Below are 13,702 nucleotides of genomic sequence, written 5' to 3'. Positions count from 1 at the left end.
CCCCCTAGACTCGCGAACACTGCCAGCCTATCCGGGGGAATTCCCGCATGCTCGACGCCATTCGTTGGGACACAGATCTGATCCGCCGCTATGACCTGGCGGGACCACGCTACACCTCATATCCGACCGCGGTGCAATTCAACAGCCAGGTCGGCGCCTTCGATCTGCTGCACGCCCTGCGCGACAGCCGCAAGGCCCAGCGTCCGTTGTCGCTTTACGTCCACATCCCGTTCTGCGCCAACATCTGCTACTACTGCGCCTGCAACAAGGTCATCACCAAGGATCGCAGCCGCGCCCTGCCCTACCTGCAACGCCTGGAACAGGAGATGCAACTGATTGCCTGCCACCTGGCGCCCAACCAGCGGGTCGAGCAACTGCACTTCGGCGGCGGCACCCCGACCTTTCTCAATCACGATGAGCTGCGCCAACTGATGGCGCTGCTGCGCAAGCACTTCAACCTGCTGGACGATGACTCCGGGGACTACGGCATCGAGATCGACCCCCGGGAAGCCGACTGGTCCACCATGGGACTGCTCCGGGAGCTGGGCTTCAATCGGGTCAGCATTGGCCTGCAGGATCTGGACCCGGCGGTACAACGGGCGGTCAATCGCCTGCAGAGCCTGGAGGAAACCCGGGCCGTGATCGAAGCGGCCCGCACCCTGCAGTTCCGCTCCATCAACATCGACCTGATCTACGGCTTGCCCAAGCAGACCCCAGAGCACTTCGCCCGCACCGTGGAAGAAGTGATCAGCCTGCAACCGGATCGCCTCTCAGTCTTCAACTATGCCCATCTGCCCGAGCGCTTCATGCCGCAACGGCGGATCAATGGCAATGAGCTGCCGGCTCCGGCAGAGAAACTGGAGATGCTGCAACGCACCATCGAGCAGTTGACGGCAGCCGGTTATCGCTACATCGGCATGGACCACTTTGCCCTGCCCGACGACGAGCTGGCGATCGCTCAGGAAGAGTCGACCCTGCAACGCAACTTCCAGGGTTACACCACTCATGGCCATTGCGACTTGATTGGGCTGGGAGTATCGGCCATCAGCCAGATCGGCGATCTCTACTGCCAGAACAGCAGTGACTTGACCCAGTATCAAAATGCCTTGGCGGGCGCACAACTGGCCACTAGTCGTGGTCTGGTATGCAACGCCGACGACCGTCTGCGCCGTGAAGTTATTCAACAACTGATCTGCAACTTTAGTCTTAAGTTCGAAGATATAGAGAAGGCATTCAATATCGACTTTCGCGGCTACTTCAACGAACTATGGCCGGACCTGCAGGAGATGGCCGACGATGGCCTGATTCAACTCAGCGCCGAGGCCATTACCGTACTTCCGGCAGGACGCCTGTTGGTGCGTTCGGTGTGCATGATCTTCGATGCGTATCTGGGCCAACAGAATCGCCAGCGTTTTTCCCGGGTCATCTAGGACTTCATGATCAGGGAAGCGGCTTTCATCACCTGCTCGGGGCTCAGGCCTGCCTCTTTCATCGCCTTGGCCAGGGAGGCGTTGGCCGTCAGCAAACCGCTGTTCAGGGCCGCCAGGGCAGACTGCAGGCTGCCGATCCGGGCCTTGGCCTCTTCCGGGCTCAGGCGTTTGTCGGCCATGACCGCCTGAAGCCGGGCAAGCTTCTCAGTAATCCGTTGTTGCAATTTTCTGATCATCTTGAGGAGTTGTTGAATATTTTCGGGCAGGCCGCTTTCCTCGATGTCACGGTCATCGCCCGCAGCACTGGAGGATTTCTGTAGTCCAACACCCGACAGCGACACTTTGACGCCCTCTCCGACCACAGATTCAGCAACTAGTGGAGAGCCCTTTAGTTCATCGTCATCAATGCCTTTCGAGGTCTCGGAAAGTAGCTGCAAGTTGTTGCTGCCATTAGTAATACCGCCAACAGAGGACATAGTTGCAGCTCTCCAAGTTACTTTCGTTAACAGGTTATCGACTCATAAAAGGAATGCTTTACGACTAACAGTCAATACGGCACGGACTGGCCGGAACCTCCTCCCGTGAGTTACCCTTACGGCTTATGTGTGTTTTCCCACAAGGATTCTAGAATGTCCGAGCCAGTTAAACTGCGCGCTCATAACCAGGCCCATTGCAAGGATTGCAGCCTGGCCCCTCTGTGCCTGCCACTTTCCTTGAATTTGGAAGACATGGACGCGCTGGACGAAATCGTCAAACGTGGCCGCCCATTGAAAAAAGGCGAATTCCTGTTCCGTCAGGGTGACGGCTTCGACTCGGTGTATGCCGTGCGTTCAGGTGCCCTGAAAACCTTCAGCCTCAGTGACAGCGGCGAAGAACAGATCACCGGCTTCCACCTCCCCAGCGAGCTGGTGGGGCTGTCCGGCATGGATACCGAAAGCCATCCGGTTTCGGCACAAGCCCTGGAAACCACCTCGGTGTGCGAGATCCCCTTCGAACGCCTCGACGAACTGGCTCTGCAACTGCCGCAACTGCGCCGCCAATTGATGCGAGTCATGAGCCGTGAAATCCGTGACGATCAGCAGATGATGCTGCTGCTGTCGAAAAAGACCGCAGACGAGCGCATCGCCACCTTCCTGGTCAACCTCTCCGCGCGTTTCCGCGCACGGGGCTTTTCGGCCAACCAGTTCCGCTTGAGCATGTCGCGCAACGAAATTGGCAACTACCTGGGCCTGGCAGTGGAAACCGTGTCCCGGGTATTCACCCGTTTCCAGCAGAACGAACTGATTGCCGCCGAAGGCAAGGAAGTGCACATCCTCGATCCGATCCAGCTCTGCGCCCTGGCCGGCGGCTCGGTAGAAGGCTGAACCACAGCGCTTGCGACTGAGCCAAGCCGCTCGGTCGCGGGTATACTGGCGCGGCCTATTTGCCCGCCAGGACACCTGAAGATGGCCTTCGATTCCTTCGACATCAAATCCCTGATCCGCCCCGTCATCGACTTCCCGAAACCGGGCGTGATCTTCCGCGACATTACCCCTCTGTTCCAGTCTCCCCGGGCCCTGCGCCTGGTGGCCGACAGTTTCGCCCAGCGTTATGTCGAAGAAGACTTCAGCCACATCGGTGCCATGGACGCCCGGGGTTTCCTGATCGGCTCAATCATCGCCTACCAACTGAATAAACCGCTGATCCTGTTTCGCAAACAGGGCAAGCTGCCTGCGGACGTACTCGCCGAGGGCTATCAGACCGAATACGGCGAAGCCTTCCTCGAAGTCCACGCCGACAGTCTGTGCGAAGGCGATTCAGTACTGATGTTCGATGACCTGATTGCCACCGGCGGCACCCTGATTGCCGCGGCCAATCTGGTACGGCGCATGGGGGCGAAGATCTACGAGGCCGCTGCCATCATCGACCTGCCGGAACTGGGCGGCTCGCAGAAGCTGCAAGACATGGGCATACCCACCTTCTGCCTGACGCAGTTTTCGCTGACTGAGCGCTAGAGTCCACCCGCGTGTTCATCGGCAAGCAGGTTCCTACAGGCCCATCTGCTTGCTGATGATTTCGTTCATCACCTCGCGGGTGCCGCCACCGATCGAGAGAATGCGGTTGTCGCGATACAGGCGCTCCACCAGGCTCTCGCGCATGTAGCCCATGCCACCGAGTATCTGCACCGCATCATGGGTAATACGGTCAGCGGTGTCGGTGGCAAAGTTCTTGGCCATGGAAATCTCCTTGATCACGCTCTTGCCGGCGGCCATCTTCGCCGCCTGGCGATAGGTGAACTCCCGTGAGACCTCCAGAGCCGTAGCCATCTCTGCCAGACGATGCTTGAGCACCTGGAACTTGGCGATGGGCTTGCCGAACGCCTCCCGCTCGCGAGCCCACTTCAGGCTTTCCTCCAGGGCCATCTGTGCGGTCATGTTGGCCATCAGCGCCAGGGCCAGGCGCTCGCTCTGGAAATTGCCCATGATGCAGGCAAAGCCCATGTTCTCGGCGCCGATCAGGTTGCCCACCGGCACCCGGCAATCGTCGAAGAACAACTCGGCAGTGTCCGAGGCCCACCAACCCATCTTTTTCAGCTGTCGACCGATAGTGAAGCCCGGCGCGCCCTTTTCGATCAGCAGCAAGCTGATACCGCCGTAACCGGACTCACCGGTACGCACCGCAACGGTATAGAAATCGGCGCGTACGCCGCTGGTGATAAAGATCTTGCTGCCGCTGACCCGATAATGATCGCCGTCGCGCACAGCGCGTGTCTGCAGATTGGCCACGTCCGAGCCGCCCCCGGGCTCGGTCACCGCCAGAGCGCAGATTTTCTCTCCGGACAGCACTTGGGGCGCCACTCGGTCCCGCACCTCGGGACGGGCCCATTTGACGATGGGCGGCAGGCCGATATCCAGGGAGCCCAGCCCCGCTACCAGGCCACCGGAACCGCTGCGCATCAGCTCTTCACTGGCGGCGATCTTGGCGAACAGGTCACCTTCGTGACTGCCCCCCAGCGCTTCGGGATAACCGATACCCAGAATCCCTGCAGCACCGGCCTTGAGATACAGCCCGCGGGGGAAGCTTTCAGCCTCCTCCCACTGATCGATCTCGGGGAGAATTTCCCGTTCGACGAAACGTCGCACGCTGTCACGGACCAACTGGTGGCTGGGGTCGAAGTATTCCTGGCAGGCAGACATCGGCAAGCTCCTCTGAAGGGTCGAGGAAACTTACCAAGCGCTTGCTTGGTTTTCAAGAAGATGTGTGACGCCTCTTTCGCCGGCAAGCCGGCTCCTACCGCGTTATAGCGCTATGGGTTTGCGGCCGGCGAAAGAATGGGCCAGGGTGCCGCCATCCACCAGCTCCAGCTCGCCACCCAGGGGCACGCCGTGGGCGATACGCGAGGTGATAAGGCCTTTGTTGGTCAGCAACTGGGCAATGTAATGGGCCGTGGCCTCACCTTCCACCGTGGGGTTGGTGGCCAGGATGACCTCGGTAAAGCTGCCCTGCTCTTCAATCCGCGTCAGTAACTGAGGGATGCCGATGGCTTCCGGGCCCAGGCCGTCCAAAGGTGAAAGATGCCCCTTGAGCACGAAGTAGCGACCGCGGTAACCGGTCTGCTCCACCGCGTAGACATCCATCGGCCCCTCCACCACACACAACAAGCTGTCGTCACGGCGAGGATCGGCGCACTGCGGGCACAACTCGTCTTCAGTCAGGGTCCGGCATTGACGGCAATGGCCCACCCCTTCCATGGCCTGGCTCAGGGCCTGGGCCAGGCGCAAACCGCCACTGCGATCACGTTCAAGCAGCTGCAAGGCCATGCGCTGGGCGGTTTTCTGACCCACGCCCGGCAAGGTGCGCAGGGCATCGATCAGTTGGCGAATCAGGGGGCTGAAGCTCATGAGCAAAGGTCCGACAAAACAACGAGACGCGGTTTATACCCGCGCCTCAGGGTAGCGTCAAATACTCGCGTGCGCGGCAACCTTGACCACCAGCTTGCCGAAGTTGCGCCCTTCCAGCAGGCCGATGAAGGCTTCAGGCGCCTGCTCCAGGCCTTCGACCACATCCTCCTTGAACTTGACCTTGCCTTCGCGCACCCAGGGCGCCATGGCCTTGATGAACTCTGGATGCCGGTCGCCATAGTCGTCAAAAACGATAAAGCCCTGAATCCGCACCCGCTTGGTCAGCATGGTGCGCTGCAACAGCGGCAGGCGGTCCGGACCCGGCGGCAGCTCTTGGGCGTTGTACTGGGCGATCAGCCCGCACAGAGGAATGCGCGCCTTGGGATTGAGCAACGGCAGAACGGCATCGAACACCTTGCCACCGACGTTCTCGAAGTAGATATCCACACCCTTGAAGCAGGCCTGGGCCAGTTCATCGGCAAAACTGGCGCTCTTGTGATCGATGCAGGCGTCGAAACCCAATTCCTCGACCACGTAACGGCACTTGTTCGCACCGCCGGCCACACCCACCACCCGCAGCCCCTTGAGCTTGGCCACTTGCCCCACAACAGAGCCCACAGCTCCGGACGCCGCAGCCACCACCAGGGTTTCCCCGGCCTTGGGCTGACCGATGTCCATCAGCCCCATGTAGGCGGTCATCCCGGGCATGCCCAGCACGCCCAAGGCCATGGAGGGGCTGGGCAGGCCGGAAGGCACGGGAATCAGGTTACGGCCATCACTGATGCAGTGGCTCTGCCAGCCAGTGGCCCCCACCACCAGATCGCCTTCCTGGAACTTCGGATTCAGCGAACGTTCGACCCGACTCACTGCGCCACCGGTCATGACTTCATTGATTTCCACCGGTGCGGCGTAGGACGGTGCGTCGCTCATGCGGCCACGCATGTAGGGGTCCAGGGACAGGTAGAGGGTCTTCAGCAGGACCTGGCCGTCCGCCAGTTCCGGCAAGGCGACCCGCTCCAGGCGGAAGTTCTCAGGGACCGGTGCACCCTGGGGACGAGAGACCAGCACCACACGCTGGTTGAGGGTCAATGTTTGCGGCATCACAGACACTCCTGTATCGAGGGTTGGATAGGACTGTATAGGGTGCAGACCCTGAGAGGGCCGTGGCGTTCGATGTTTCTGCAGAGAGATCGGGGGGCGGCCTTCGCCGGCAAGCCGGCTCATGCGAACAGCGCAGTGCTTATCGACAGGATAAAAAAAGCCAGGCTCAAGGCCTGGCTTTTTTACGTCCATCCGAAACGCCCGGGCGAATCAGAACGGCAGTTTCATGCCTGGAGGCAGTTGCATGCCGGCAGTCATGCCGGACATTTTTTCCTGGCTGTTGGACTCGATCTTGCGCACGGCATCATTGACCGCCGCCGCAAACAGATCTTCCAGCACTTCACGGTCATCTTCGCTGACGCCTTCCAGCAGGCTCGGGTCGATGCTCACACGCTTGATGTCGTGACGACCGGTCATGACCACAGTGACCATGTCGCCGCCGGCCTTGCCGGTGACTTCGGCGTTGGCCAGTTCTTCCTGCATCTTGGCCATTTTTTCCTGCATCTGCTGTGCCTGCTTCATCAGGCCGGCCATGCCACCTTTCATCATGGGAATTACCTCAAAGTACGGGGATTGAAACAGCGCCCGGCCCATGGCCCGACGCCCTTTAAGTGATCAACCCTGAGCGACCAGGGCCTCGACAGGTTCAATAGTATCCTGGCGCACCACGGCACCGAACTCCTGGACCATCTGCTGGATGAACGGATCGCCGTGAATCGACTCCTCCGCCTCGCGCTGACGGTCGGCCCGGCGCCGTGAAGCCGCCTGGGCCGGGGTTTCCTGCTCGGGCTTGATCAGCTCGATGGCCAGGGTCAGGGTACGTCCGTGGTACTGGTTCAGCGCGTCATTGAGGCGGCGCTGCTGAGTGGCGTTGAACAGCGCGCTGTGGGCCGGGTCCAGGTGCAACAGCCAGTTGTCGCCCTCTACGGCCATCAGGGTGCAGTTGGCGGCGATGCTGCCAGTCATGCCGGAGATCGGTAGTTTCGGGAACAGCTGCAGCCATTCCAGGGCCAGGCCGGTGGCCGGCTTGGCCGCGGGTTCCGGCTCGGGTTCCGGGGCCGGATCGGCGGCGTGCTCACTGGCCAGCTCGTCAAGATAGCTGTAGGCCGAGTCCATGTCCGGCTCGATGTAGTCCTCGTCCAGGGGCGGCTCGTCATCCAGATCGATGCCCGGGGTGGCAGCCTCGACCTCGGCGACACTCGGCTCAGGCACCGGCGCACTGACCCACTCCGGCGCATCCGGCACCACACTGTCGGGCGTTGGAGTTGGCATTGGCGTCAGCTCGGGCTGTTCGGCCACCACTTCCAGCACCGGTTCAACAGCTGGTTGCTGCTCGATCTGCGGCGCTACCGGATCGTTCCAAGGCAGGTCGACCACCTCCTCGGCGGCCACCGGCCCAGGCTCGACGTCAACCGCTTCGACGGCAACCGCTTCGGCAACCGGCGGGGCGACAGGTACAGGCGCAACCGGCGGAGCGGGAATCGGAGCCGGAGCCGGAGCGGCTGCCGGTGCGACCGGCGCGCTGGCAATCGGAGTAACGGGAGCCACAGGCACAGCAGGTGCTGGTACCGCCACGGCTTGGGCGGAATCAACTGTGGCCTGGCTGATCCCCACTGGCTTTAGCGGCTGTCTCGGCGCATCCGCGGTGTCCGCCGGACGGAAGGCCAGCATCCGCAGCAAGACCATTTCGAAGCCCCCCCGCGGGTCCGGAGCCAATGGCAGATCGCGACGGCCGATCAGGCCCATCTGGTAATAAAACTGTACGTCTTCGGCCGGCAGCGCCTGGGCCAGGGCCAGTACCCGGTCACGATCGCCATGACCGTTGTCGACCCCTTCGGGCAATGCCTGGGCAATCGCCACCCGGTGCAGCACGTTGAGAATTTCCGAGAGCACGCCGTTCCAGTCCGGGCCCTGCTCCGCCAGATGGCGCACAGCCTCCAGCAACGCCTTGGCGTCACCATTGATCAACGCATGGAGAACGTCATAGACCTGGCCGTGATCAAGGGTGCCGAGCATCGCTCGCACATCGGCGGCCATGACCTTGCCTTCACCGAAAGCAATGGCCTGGTCAGTCAGACTCATGGCGTCACGCATCGATCCGTCGGCGGCACGGCCCAGCAGCCACAATGCGTCGTCTTCGAACGGCACGTTCTCCACACCCAGCACATGACTCAGGTGCTCGACCACCCGTTCGGGCGTCATGTTCTTCAGGGAGAACTGCAGGCAACGGGACAAAATGGTCGCCGGCAGCTTCTGCGGGTCGGTGGTTGCGAGGATGAACTTGACGTAGGGTGGCGGCTCTTCGAGGGTCTTGAGCAAGGCGTTGAACGAGTGACTGGAGAGCATGTGCACTTCGTCGATCAGGTAGACCTTGAAGCGTCCGCGGCTTGGTGCGTATTGCACGTTATCCAGCAATTCACGGGTGTCCTCGACCTTGGTCCGGCTCGCGGCGTCGATCTCGATCAGGTCGACGAAGCGCCCTTCATCGATCTCGCAGCACACCGAGCAGGTGCCGCACGGTGTGGAAGTGATGCCTGTTTCACAATTCAGACATTTGGCAATGATCCGCGCGATGGTGGTCTTGCCCACCCCGCGGGTGCCGGTAAACAGATAGGCGTGGTGCAGCCGCTGGCTGTCCAAGGCATTGATCAGAGCCTTGAGCACATGGGTCTGGCCGACCATTTCGCGGAACGAGCGCGGACGCCATTTACGTGCAAGAACCTGATAACTCATCGAAAACCGTCGCAACTGGAAAGCGGAAACCGGTAATGCTAGCGGAGCAAGGGCGAAATTGCATCCGGCGCGCTCGTCTAATCTGTCTAAGCTGCATTTTGCAAAGGATTGCTCGGCCGTTTGAACCGTGGGAGACCGTATGCGTTTGACCTGGGGCGCCCTGCTACTCCTGAGCACCAGCCTGGAAGCCGCCGAAGCGCCTTTACGCTTTGTCATCGCCGACAGCTGGGCCATGCCGACCATCGAGGTCGATGGCGAGCAGCCCACCGCCGGCATCCTTTACGACACCATGAACAGCCTCGCCCGACATATGGGCACCCGCGCCGAGTTCCACGTCCTGGCCCGCGCCCGGGTGCAGAACGCCATGGCCCAGGGCGAAGTCGATGTGCGCTGCTTCGCCGCCCAGGCCTGGCTACCGAACCTGTCCGGGGATTACCTGTGGAGCGTGCCGCTGTTCGTGCAACGCAACCTGCTGGTCAGCGATCGCTACCATCATGAGCCGATCAATCCGCAGGAGTTGCCCACTCAGCACATCGGCACCGTACTGAGCTACACCTACACGTCGCTGCAACCCCTGTTCGAGAGCGCCCGGTTGATTCGTGACGATGCCCGCAACGAGGAGCAAGTCCTGCAAAAGCTTCAGATAGGACGCTACCAGTACGCAGTCGCCAGCCAGTGGACCCTGGACTGGTTCAACAAGACCCAGGCCTCCAGCAAACCCTTGCACCGCGTCGCGCTGCTGCAGGAACAAGCCGTGGGCTGCTATGTGCGCAATGACCCTGCAGTACCGGCCCAGCGGATTCTGCGGACCCTGCTGAAGATGAAGATGTCCGGCGAGATCGATGCCATCGTCCAGCGCTACGTCGACCCGCAGACCGGCGCTCAGGCCTCCGACACCGCCTCGCCCTGAAGCGTGCCGCACCGCCACGGCAGCGGCGGCTCGAAACTGCTGACCCACTCCAGCACGGCGTCGGCGGGCATGGGCGCAGCAATGAAATCCCCCTGAGCCACCTCACACCCGAGGGCCATCAATCGCTCCCCATGGGCCAGGCTTTCCAGGCCTTCCGCCACTACTTGGCGGCCAAACGCCCGGGCCAGCCCGACCAGAGCCTGGATCAGGGCCTGATCATCCTGGTCGTGAAGCATGTCGCGGACAAACAATCGATCGATCTTGATGGTCTGGGTACGCAGACGCTTGAGGTAGCTGAGGGACGAATGCCCAGTGCCGAAATCCCCCAGGGAGAACTGCACACCAAAGCCCTGACAGGCATCGAGGCAATCGCTGACACGCTGGATATTGTCGATGGCCACCGACTCGACGATCTCCAGATCCAGCAAGACCGGTGACACATCCGGGTAGCGATCGAGCATCCCCTTGAGCCGCTCGACAAAATCCGTGCGCTGGAAATGCCGGGCCGCGACGTTCAGGCTCACCGGCCAGACATGGCCCGCCGCCTGCCAGCGTTGCAGTTGGCTCATCACCTGATCCATGACCCACTCGCCGATGTCGACGATCAGGTCGGTCTCCTCCACCTGAGGCAGGAATTCCTGGGAACCCAACATCCCGCGCTGCGGGTGCTGCCAGCGCAACATCGCCTCGAACCCCACCACCGCGCCGCTGCGCATGTTGACCTTGGGCTGGAAATACAGATGCAGCTCGCCGCTGTTCAGCGCCTGGCGCACGTGCTCTACCGTCTGGTAGGTGACCATCACTTCGCGATCACGCAGAACATCGAACAGGTGGAAGCGGTTGCGCCCGCTTTGCTTGGCCACGTACATCGCCTGGTCGGCGTGGCGCAACAAGGTATCGGCATCATGGTTATCGGTGGGAAACAGAGTCACTCCAATGCTGGCAAAGACATTGATGTCCTTGCCCTGGATCGAATACGGCTGGGAAATGCTCGCCAACACCCGCTGCAGCGCAGCCCGCAGCTCCAGCATGTCCCGTACGTAACGCAGGATCAGCACGAACTCGTCCCCGGCCAGGCGCGCCACTACATCCTCGCCCCTGATGATCGAACGCAGGCGCGCAGCCACTTCCACCAGCAGCAGGTCGCCACAGGCGTGACCGTAGCCATCATTGACCGCCTTGAAGCCGTCCAGATCGAGCATGCATACCGCCAGGGGGATATTCTCCTGGCGGGAGAAATCCAGGGCCTGATGCAGCAAATCGGAAAGGAAGGCTCGATTGGGCAGACCAGTGAGCACGTCATGCCCAACGCGCCATTGCAGCGAGTGCAGCAACTGGCGCTTCTCACTGACATCGAAGCGGATCGACACGTAGCGCATCACCTTGCCGGAACGCTGGTCCACCAGGGGCACCATGGTGCTGTCGACCCAGTACAGGCTGCCATCCTTGGCACGGTTGCAGATCTCCCCCTTCCACACCCTGCCCTGGACAATGGTCTGCCACAGCTCGGTAAAGAACTCCGGAGGGTGTAGTCCCGAACTGAGCATCCGGTGGTTGGCTCCGATCAACTCTTCACGGCTGTAGCCCGATACCTGGCAGAACAGGTCGTTGACATAGGTGATGCAACCGCCGAGATCTGTCTCGGAGAAGATGGCGGCAGCATCGACGGCCCTGCGGTATTTCTCATCCATGAGTCGAACTCACTGTCGCTAGCGGTTGAACCGCTCGACCAAGGCACGTAGCCCGGAAGAGATGTTTTCCAGCTCCGCGCCGCGAACCACGCCAGCGCTGGCATTCTCGGCAGTGCGCTGCACCGTGGCGGCGACACTGTTGATCTGTTCGGAAACCGATTCCGCTACATGGGACTGCTCCTGGGACGCCGCAGCCATCTGCTGGCTCATGTCGGTGATGCGCTCCACCGCCGCGCCTATGCCCTGCAACGCCTGCTGCGCCTGCAAGACCTGTTGCACCCCTTGCTCGGCCTCCTCGATGCCGAGGCTGGCGATCTGCACCGCCTCGTCGGCACCGGCCCGCAGGCTTTGGATGATGCCCTGGATCTGCTGGGTGGACTCACGGGTCTTGCCGGCCAAGGCGCGCACCTCGTCGGCCACCACGGCAAACCCGCGCCCCTGCTCACCGGCGCGAGCGGCTTCGATGGCTGCGTTCAAGGCCAGCAGGTTGGTCTGGTCGGCAATCGCCTGGATCATACTCGCCGCCACCATGATGTCCTGGGTCTGCCCGGCCAGATCGCCCACCGCCTGGTTGATCTGGGTAACAGTGCGTGCCAGCAACTGGATGGCGTCACGGGAAGTGCCCGCCACCTGACTGCCCTGCTGGGCCAGCAGGTTGGCTGTGTGGGCCTCGCTGGCGGTGTGCTGTACGTGTTCGGCAACCTCGGTGATCGAAGCGGCCATCTGGGTCATGGCGGCGGCCGTCATATCGGTCTCCGCTCGCTGCTCCAGTAGCGCCGACTCAGTACGGCTGGACAGCTGGCTGGAGTCGGCGGCCGCCGTTGCCATCTGTCGGGCCAGGTCGCTGAGGCGGGTCAAGGCGGTTTTCAGCCGCGCCTCTTCACTGAGCAGAATCAGTTGCAACTGCGCCGCTGGCCCCAGTGCGTCGCTGTAAGCCAGGGCACAGATCGGATCGGCAAAGGTGTTCGCAGTGCTACGCACAATCTGCTTGAGCTGCTGCCCCAAGCGGCGCTGGGCCAGCAGCCCGACAGCCACGAATCCCGTGACCGTCAGTCCCTGGGCCACCAACGTCGGCAGCCAGGTGAATGCCGCCAGGCAACCCACCGCCACCGCCACCGGCAATAGCAATGGCCTGGCTGCAGCCTCCAGGCGCCGCCAGGCCGAGACCGGTGCCTTGTCGGCGCGCAATCGCGCGTAGAGGATTTCAGCGCGGTTCACTTGCTCCCGGGTCGGCTTCACCCGCACCGACTCATAACCCACCAGTCGCCCCTCTTCGAGGATGGGCGTGACATAGGCGCTGACCCAGTAGAAATTGCCGTTTTTGCAGCGGTTCTTCACCACACCCATCCAGCTCTGTCCCGCCTTGAGATACCCCCACATCGACTCGAACACCGCTGCCGGCATGTCCGGGTGGCGCACCAGATTATGGGTGCTGCCGATCAGCTCGGCCTGGCTGAAACCACTCATCGCGGCAAACTCGGCATTGCAGTAGGTGATGTGGCTGTTGGTATCGGTGGCGGATATGAGCCGCTGCTGGTCGGGAAAGGTCTGCTCAACAGAGGTGACCGGCAAATTGAGACGCACTTTAGAACTCCATAGACAGCCTGCGATCAACAGTACCGGGAGGCCGGCAACAGCTTGATTCGCGACGTACTTTCCTGGCGGCACGACTCAATCGAAAGGTTCGCCCTGATTGCAGCCGTACAGCGGTTTGCGCGGCAGTTGACCATCGATTCGACGAAGATCAACTAGGATCAGATAAGGCGTCAGGTGGGGACGGCGGACGGAACGTTGGCGGGATTTACGAGACGGTCGGGCCTCTGCCAAGTCCTCGGTTTAGGTGAACAAGGGAAATGCAATGATTTCTTGTTTCATAAACCTGCCTTCTGAAACTAGATCACCAAATACCTGTCCGAAGCGCCGATTCTACGAAATGCATCACATTTTGCAAAGCAA

General features: G+C 61.5%; 12 protein-coding genes. 4 read left to right on the top strand and 8 right to left on the bottom strand.

The window, feature by feature from the left end:
- The first annotated feature begins 47 nt into the window (after window positions 1-47).
- The gene (hemN, locus tag ACSSVC_RS13890; RefSeq protein WP_346631806.1) at window positions 48-1,430 is read left to right on the top strand and encodes an oxygen-independent coproporphyrinogen III oxidase; all 1,383 of its coding nucleotides are present in this window, start codon (window positions 48-50) and stop codon (window positions 1,428-1,430) included.
- Here hemN and ACSSVC_RS13885 read toward each other — a convergent pair.
- Window positions 1,427-1,906: a hypothetical protein gene (locus ACSSVC_RS13885; RefSeq protein ID WP_492612417.1), complete on the bottom strand. Its 480-nt coding sequence runs from the start codon at window positions 1,904-1,906 to the stop codon at window positions 1,427-1,429. The two genes, hemN and ACSSVC_RS13885, sit on opposite strands and share 4 nt — an antisense overlap.
- 153 nt (window positions 1,907-2,059) lie before the next feature.
- Between ACSSVC_RS13885 and fnrA the strand changes: the two genes are divergently transcribed.
- Together fnrA and ACSSVC_RS13875 are read left to right on the top strand one after the other, a co-directional pair.
- Complete coding sequence (fnrA, locus tag ACSSVC_RS13880; RefSeq protein ID WP_011060230.1) at window positions 2,060-2,794, top strand: Crp/Fnr family transcriptional regulator FnrA; 735 nt, start codon at window positions 2,060-2,062, stop codon at window positions 2,792-2,794.
- Between the two features lie 81 nt (window positions 2,795-2,875).
- The gene (locus ACSSVC_RS13875) at window positions 2,876-3,424 is read left to right on the top strand and encodes an adenine phosphoribosyltransferase (protein WP_346631808.1); all 549 of its coding nucleotides are present in this window, start codon (window positions 2,876-2,878) and stop codon (window positions 3,422-3,424) included.
- Window positions 3,425-3,457: 33 nt separating this feature from the next.
- Here ACSSVC_RS13875 and ACSSVC_RS13870 read toward each other — a convergent pair whose 3' ends face one another.
- The 5 genes from ACSSVC_RS13870 to dnaX all read right to left on the bottom strand — a co-directional run bounded on the left by ACSSVC_RS13870 (window position 3,458) and on the right by dnaX (window position 9,145).
- Window positions 3,458-4,606 carry an acyl-CoA dehydrogenase family protein gene (locus ACSSVC_RS13870; RefSeq protein ID WP_492612416.1) on the bottom strand — a complete coding sequence of 383 codons (1,149 nt, stop codon included), beginning with the start codon at window positions 4,604-4,606 and terminating at the stop codon, window positions 3,458-3,460.
- Between the two features lie 102 nt (window positions 4,607-4,708).
- Window positions 4,709-5,311, bottom strand: a complete 603-nt coding sequence (gene recR / locus ACSSVC_RS13865; RefSeq protein ID WP_346631810.1) for a recombination mediator RecR — start codon at window positions 5,309-5,311, stop codon at window positions 4,709-4,711.
- A 57-nt stretch (window positions 5,312-5,368) separates the two neighbouring features.
- The gene (curA, locus tag ACSSVC_RS13860) at window positions 5,369-6,412 is read right to left on the bottom strand and encodes an NADPH-dependent curcumin/dihydrocurcumin reductase (RefSeq protein WP_492612415.1); all 1,044 of its coding nucleotides are present in this window, start codon (window positions 6,410-6,412) and stop codon (window positions 5,369-5,371) included.
- 210 nt (window positions 6,413-6,622) lie between these two features.
- Entirely contained in the window at window positions 6,623-6,961 is a 339-nt protein-coding gene (locus tag ACSSVC_RS13855) for a YbaB/EbfC family nucleoid-associated protein (protein ID WP_015634779.1), read from the bottom strand.
- 66 nt (window positions 6,962-7,027) lie between these two features.
- The gene (gene dnaX, locus ACSSVC_RS13850; RefSeq protein WP_492612414.1) at window positions 7,028-9,145 is read right to left on the bottom strand and encodes a DNA polymerase III subunit gamma/tau; all 2,118 of its coding nucleotides are present in this window, start codon (window positions 9,143-9,145) and stop codon (window positions 7,028-7,030) included.
- Between the two features lie 139 nt (window positions 9,146-9,284).
- On the opposite strand from dnaX, the gene ACSSVC_RS13845 reads away from it, so the two are divergent.
- Window positions 9,285-10,055, top strand: coding sequence for a substrate-binding periplasmic protein (locus tag ACSSVC_RS13845; RefSeq protein ID WP_346631813.1), 771 nt, complete (start codon window positions 9,285-9,287; stop codon window positions 10,053-10,055).
- On the opposite strand, the gene ACSSVC_RS13840 is transcribed toward ACSSVC_RS13845, so the two are convergent.
- Window positions 10,028-11,746 (bottom strand): putative bifunctional diguanylate cyclase/phosphodiesterase, encoded by a 1,719-nt coding sequence (locus tag ACSSVC_RS13840; protein ID WP_492612413.1) that lies wholly within the window; start codon window positions 11,744-11,746, stop codon window positions 10,028-10,030. The two genes, ACSSVC_RS13845 and ACSSVC_RS13840, sit on opposite strands and share 28 nt — an antisense overlap.
- 18 nt (window positions 11,747-11,764) lie before the next feature.
- Window positions 11,765-13,330 (bottom strand): methyl-accepting chemotaxis protein, encoded by a 1,566-nt coding sequence (locus tag ACSSVC_RS13835; RefSeq protein WP_346631815.1) that lies wholly within the window; start codon window positions 13,328-13,330, stop codon window positions 11,765-11,767.
- Window positions 13,331-13,702 lie beyond the last annotated feature (372 nt).

It is taken from the genome of Pseudomonas sp. E1BtOHC1 (assembly GCF_058744285.1).
Note: the sequence above shows the minus strand (reverse complement) of the source record. Positions and strands in the feature narration are given on the sequence as shown.

Coding starts and splice junctions, on each gene's coding strand:
- hemN (WP_346631806.1), top strand. CDS start 48: ATGCTCGACGCCATTCGTTGGGACACAGATCTGATCCGCCGCTATGAC.
- ACSSVC_RS13885 (WP_492612417.1), bottom strand. CDS start 1,906: ATGTCCTCTGTTGGCGGTATTACTAATGGCAGCAACAACTTGCAGCTA.
- fnrA (WP_011060230.1), top strand. CDS start 2,060: ATGTCCGAGCCAGTTAAACTGCGCGCTCATAACCAGGCCCATTGCAAG.
- ACSSVC_RS13875 (WP_346631808.1), top strand. CDS start 2,876: ATGGCCTTCGATTCCTTCGACATCAAATCCCTGATCCGCCCCGTCATC.
- ACSSVC_RS13870 (WP_492612416.1), bottom strand. CDS start 4,606: ATGTCTGCCTGCCAGGAATACTTCGACCCCAGCCACCAGTTGGTCCGT.
- recR (WP_346631810.1), bottom strand. CDS start 5,311: ATGAGCTTCAGCCCCCTGATTCGCCAACTGATCGATGCCCTGCGCACC.
- curA (WP_492612415.1), bottom strand. CDS start 6,412: ATGCCGCAAACATTGACCCTCAACCAGCGTGTGGTGCTGGTCTCTCGT.
- ACSSVC_RS13855 (WP_015634779.1), bottom strand. CDS start 6,961: ATGATGAAAGGTGGCATGGCCGGCCTGATGAAGCAGGCACAGCAGATG.
- dnaX (WP_492612414.1), bottom strand. CDS start 9,145: ATGAGTTATCAGGTTCTTGCACGTAAATGGCGTCCGCGCTCGTTCCGC.
- ACSSVC_RS13845 (WP_346631813.1), top strand. CDS start 9,285: ATGCGTTTGACCTGGGGCGCCCTGCTACTCCTGAGCACCAGCCTGGAA.
- ACSSVC_RS13840 (WP_492612413.1), bottom strand. CDS start 11,746: ATGGATGAGAAATACCGCAGGGCCGTCGATGCTGCCGCCATCTTCTCC.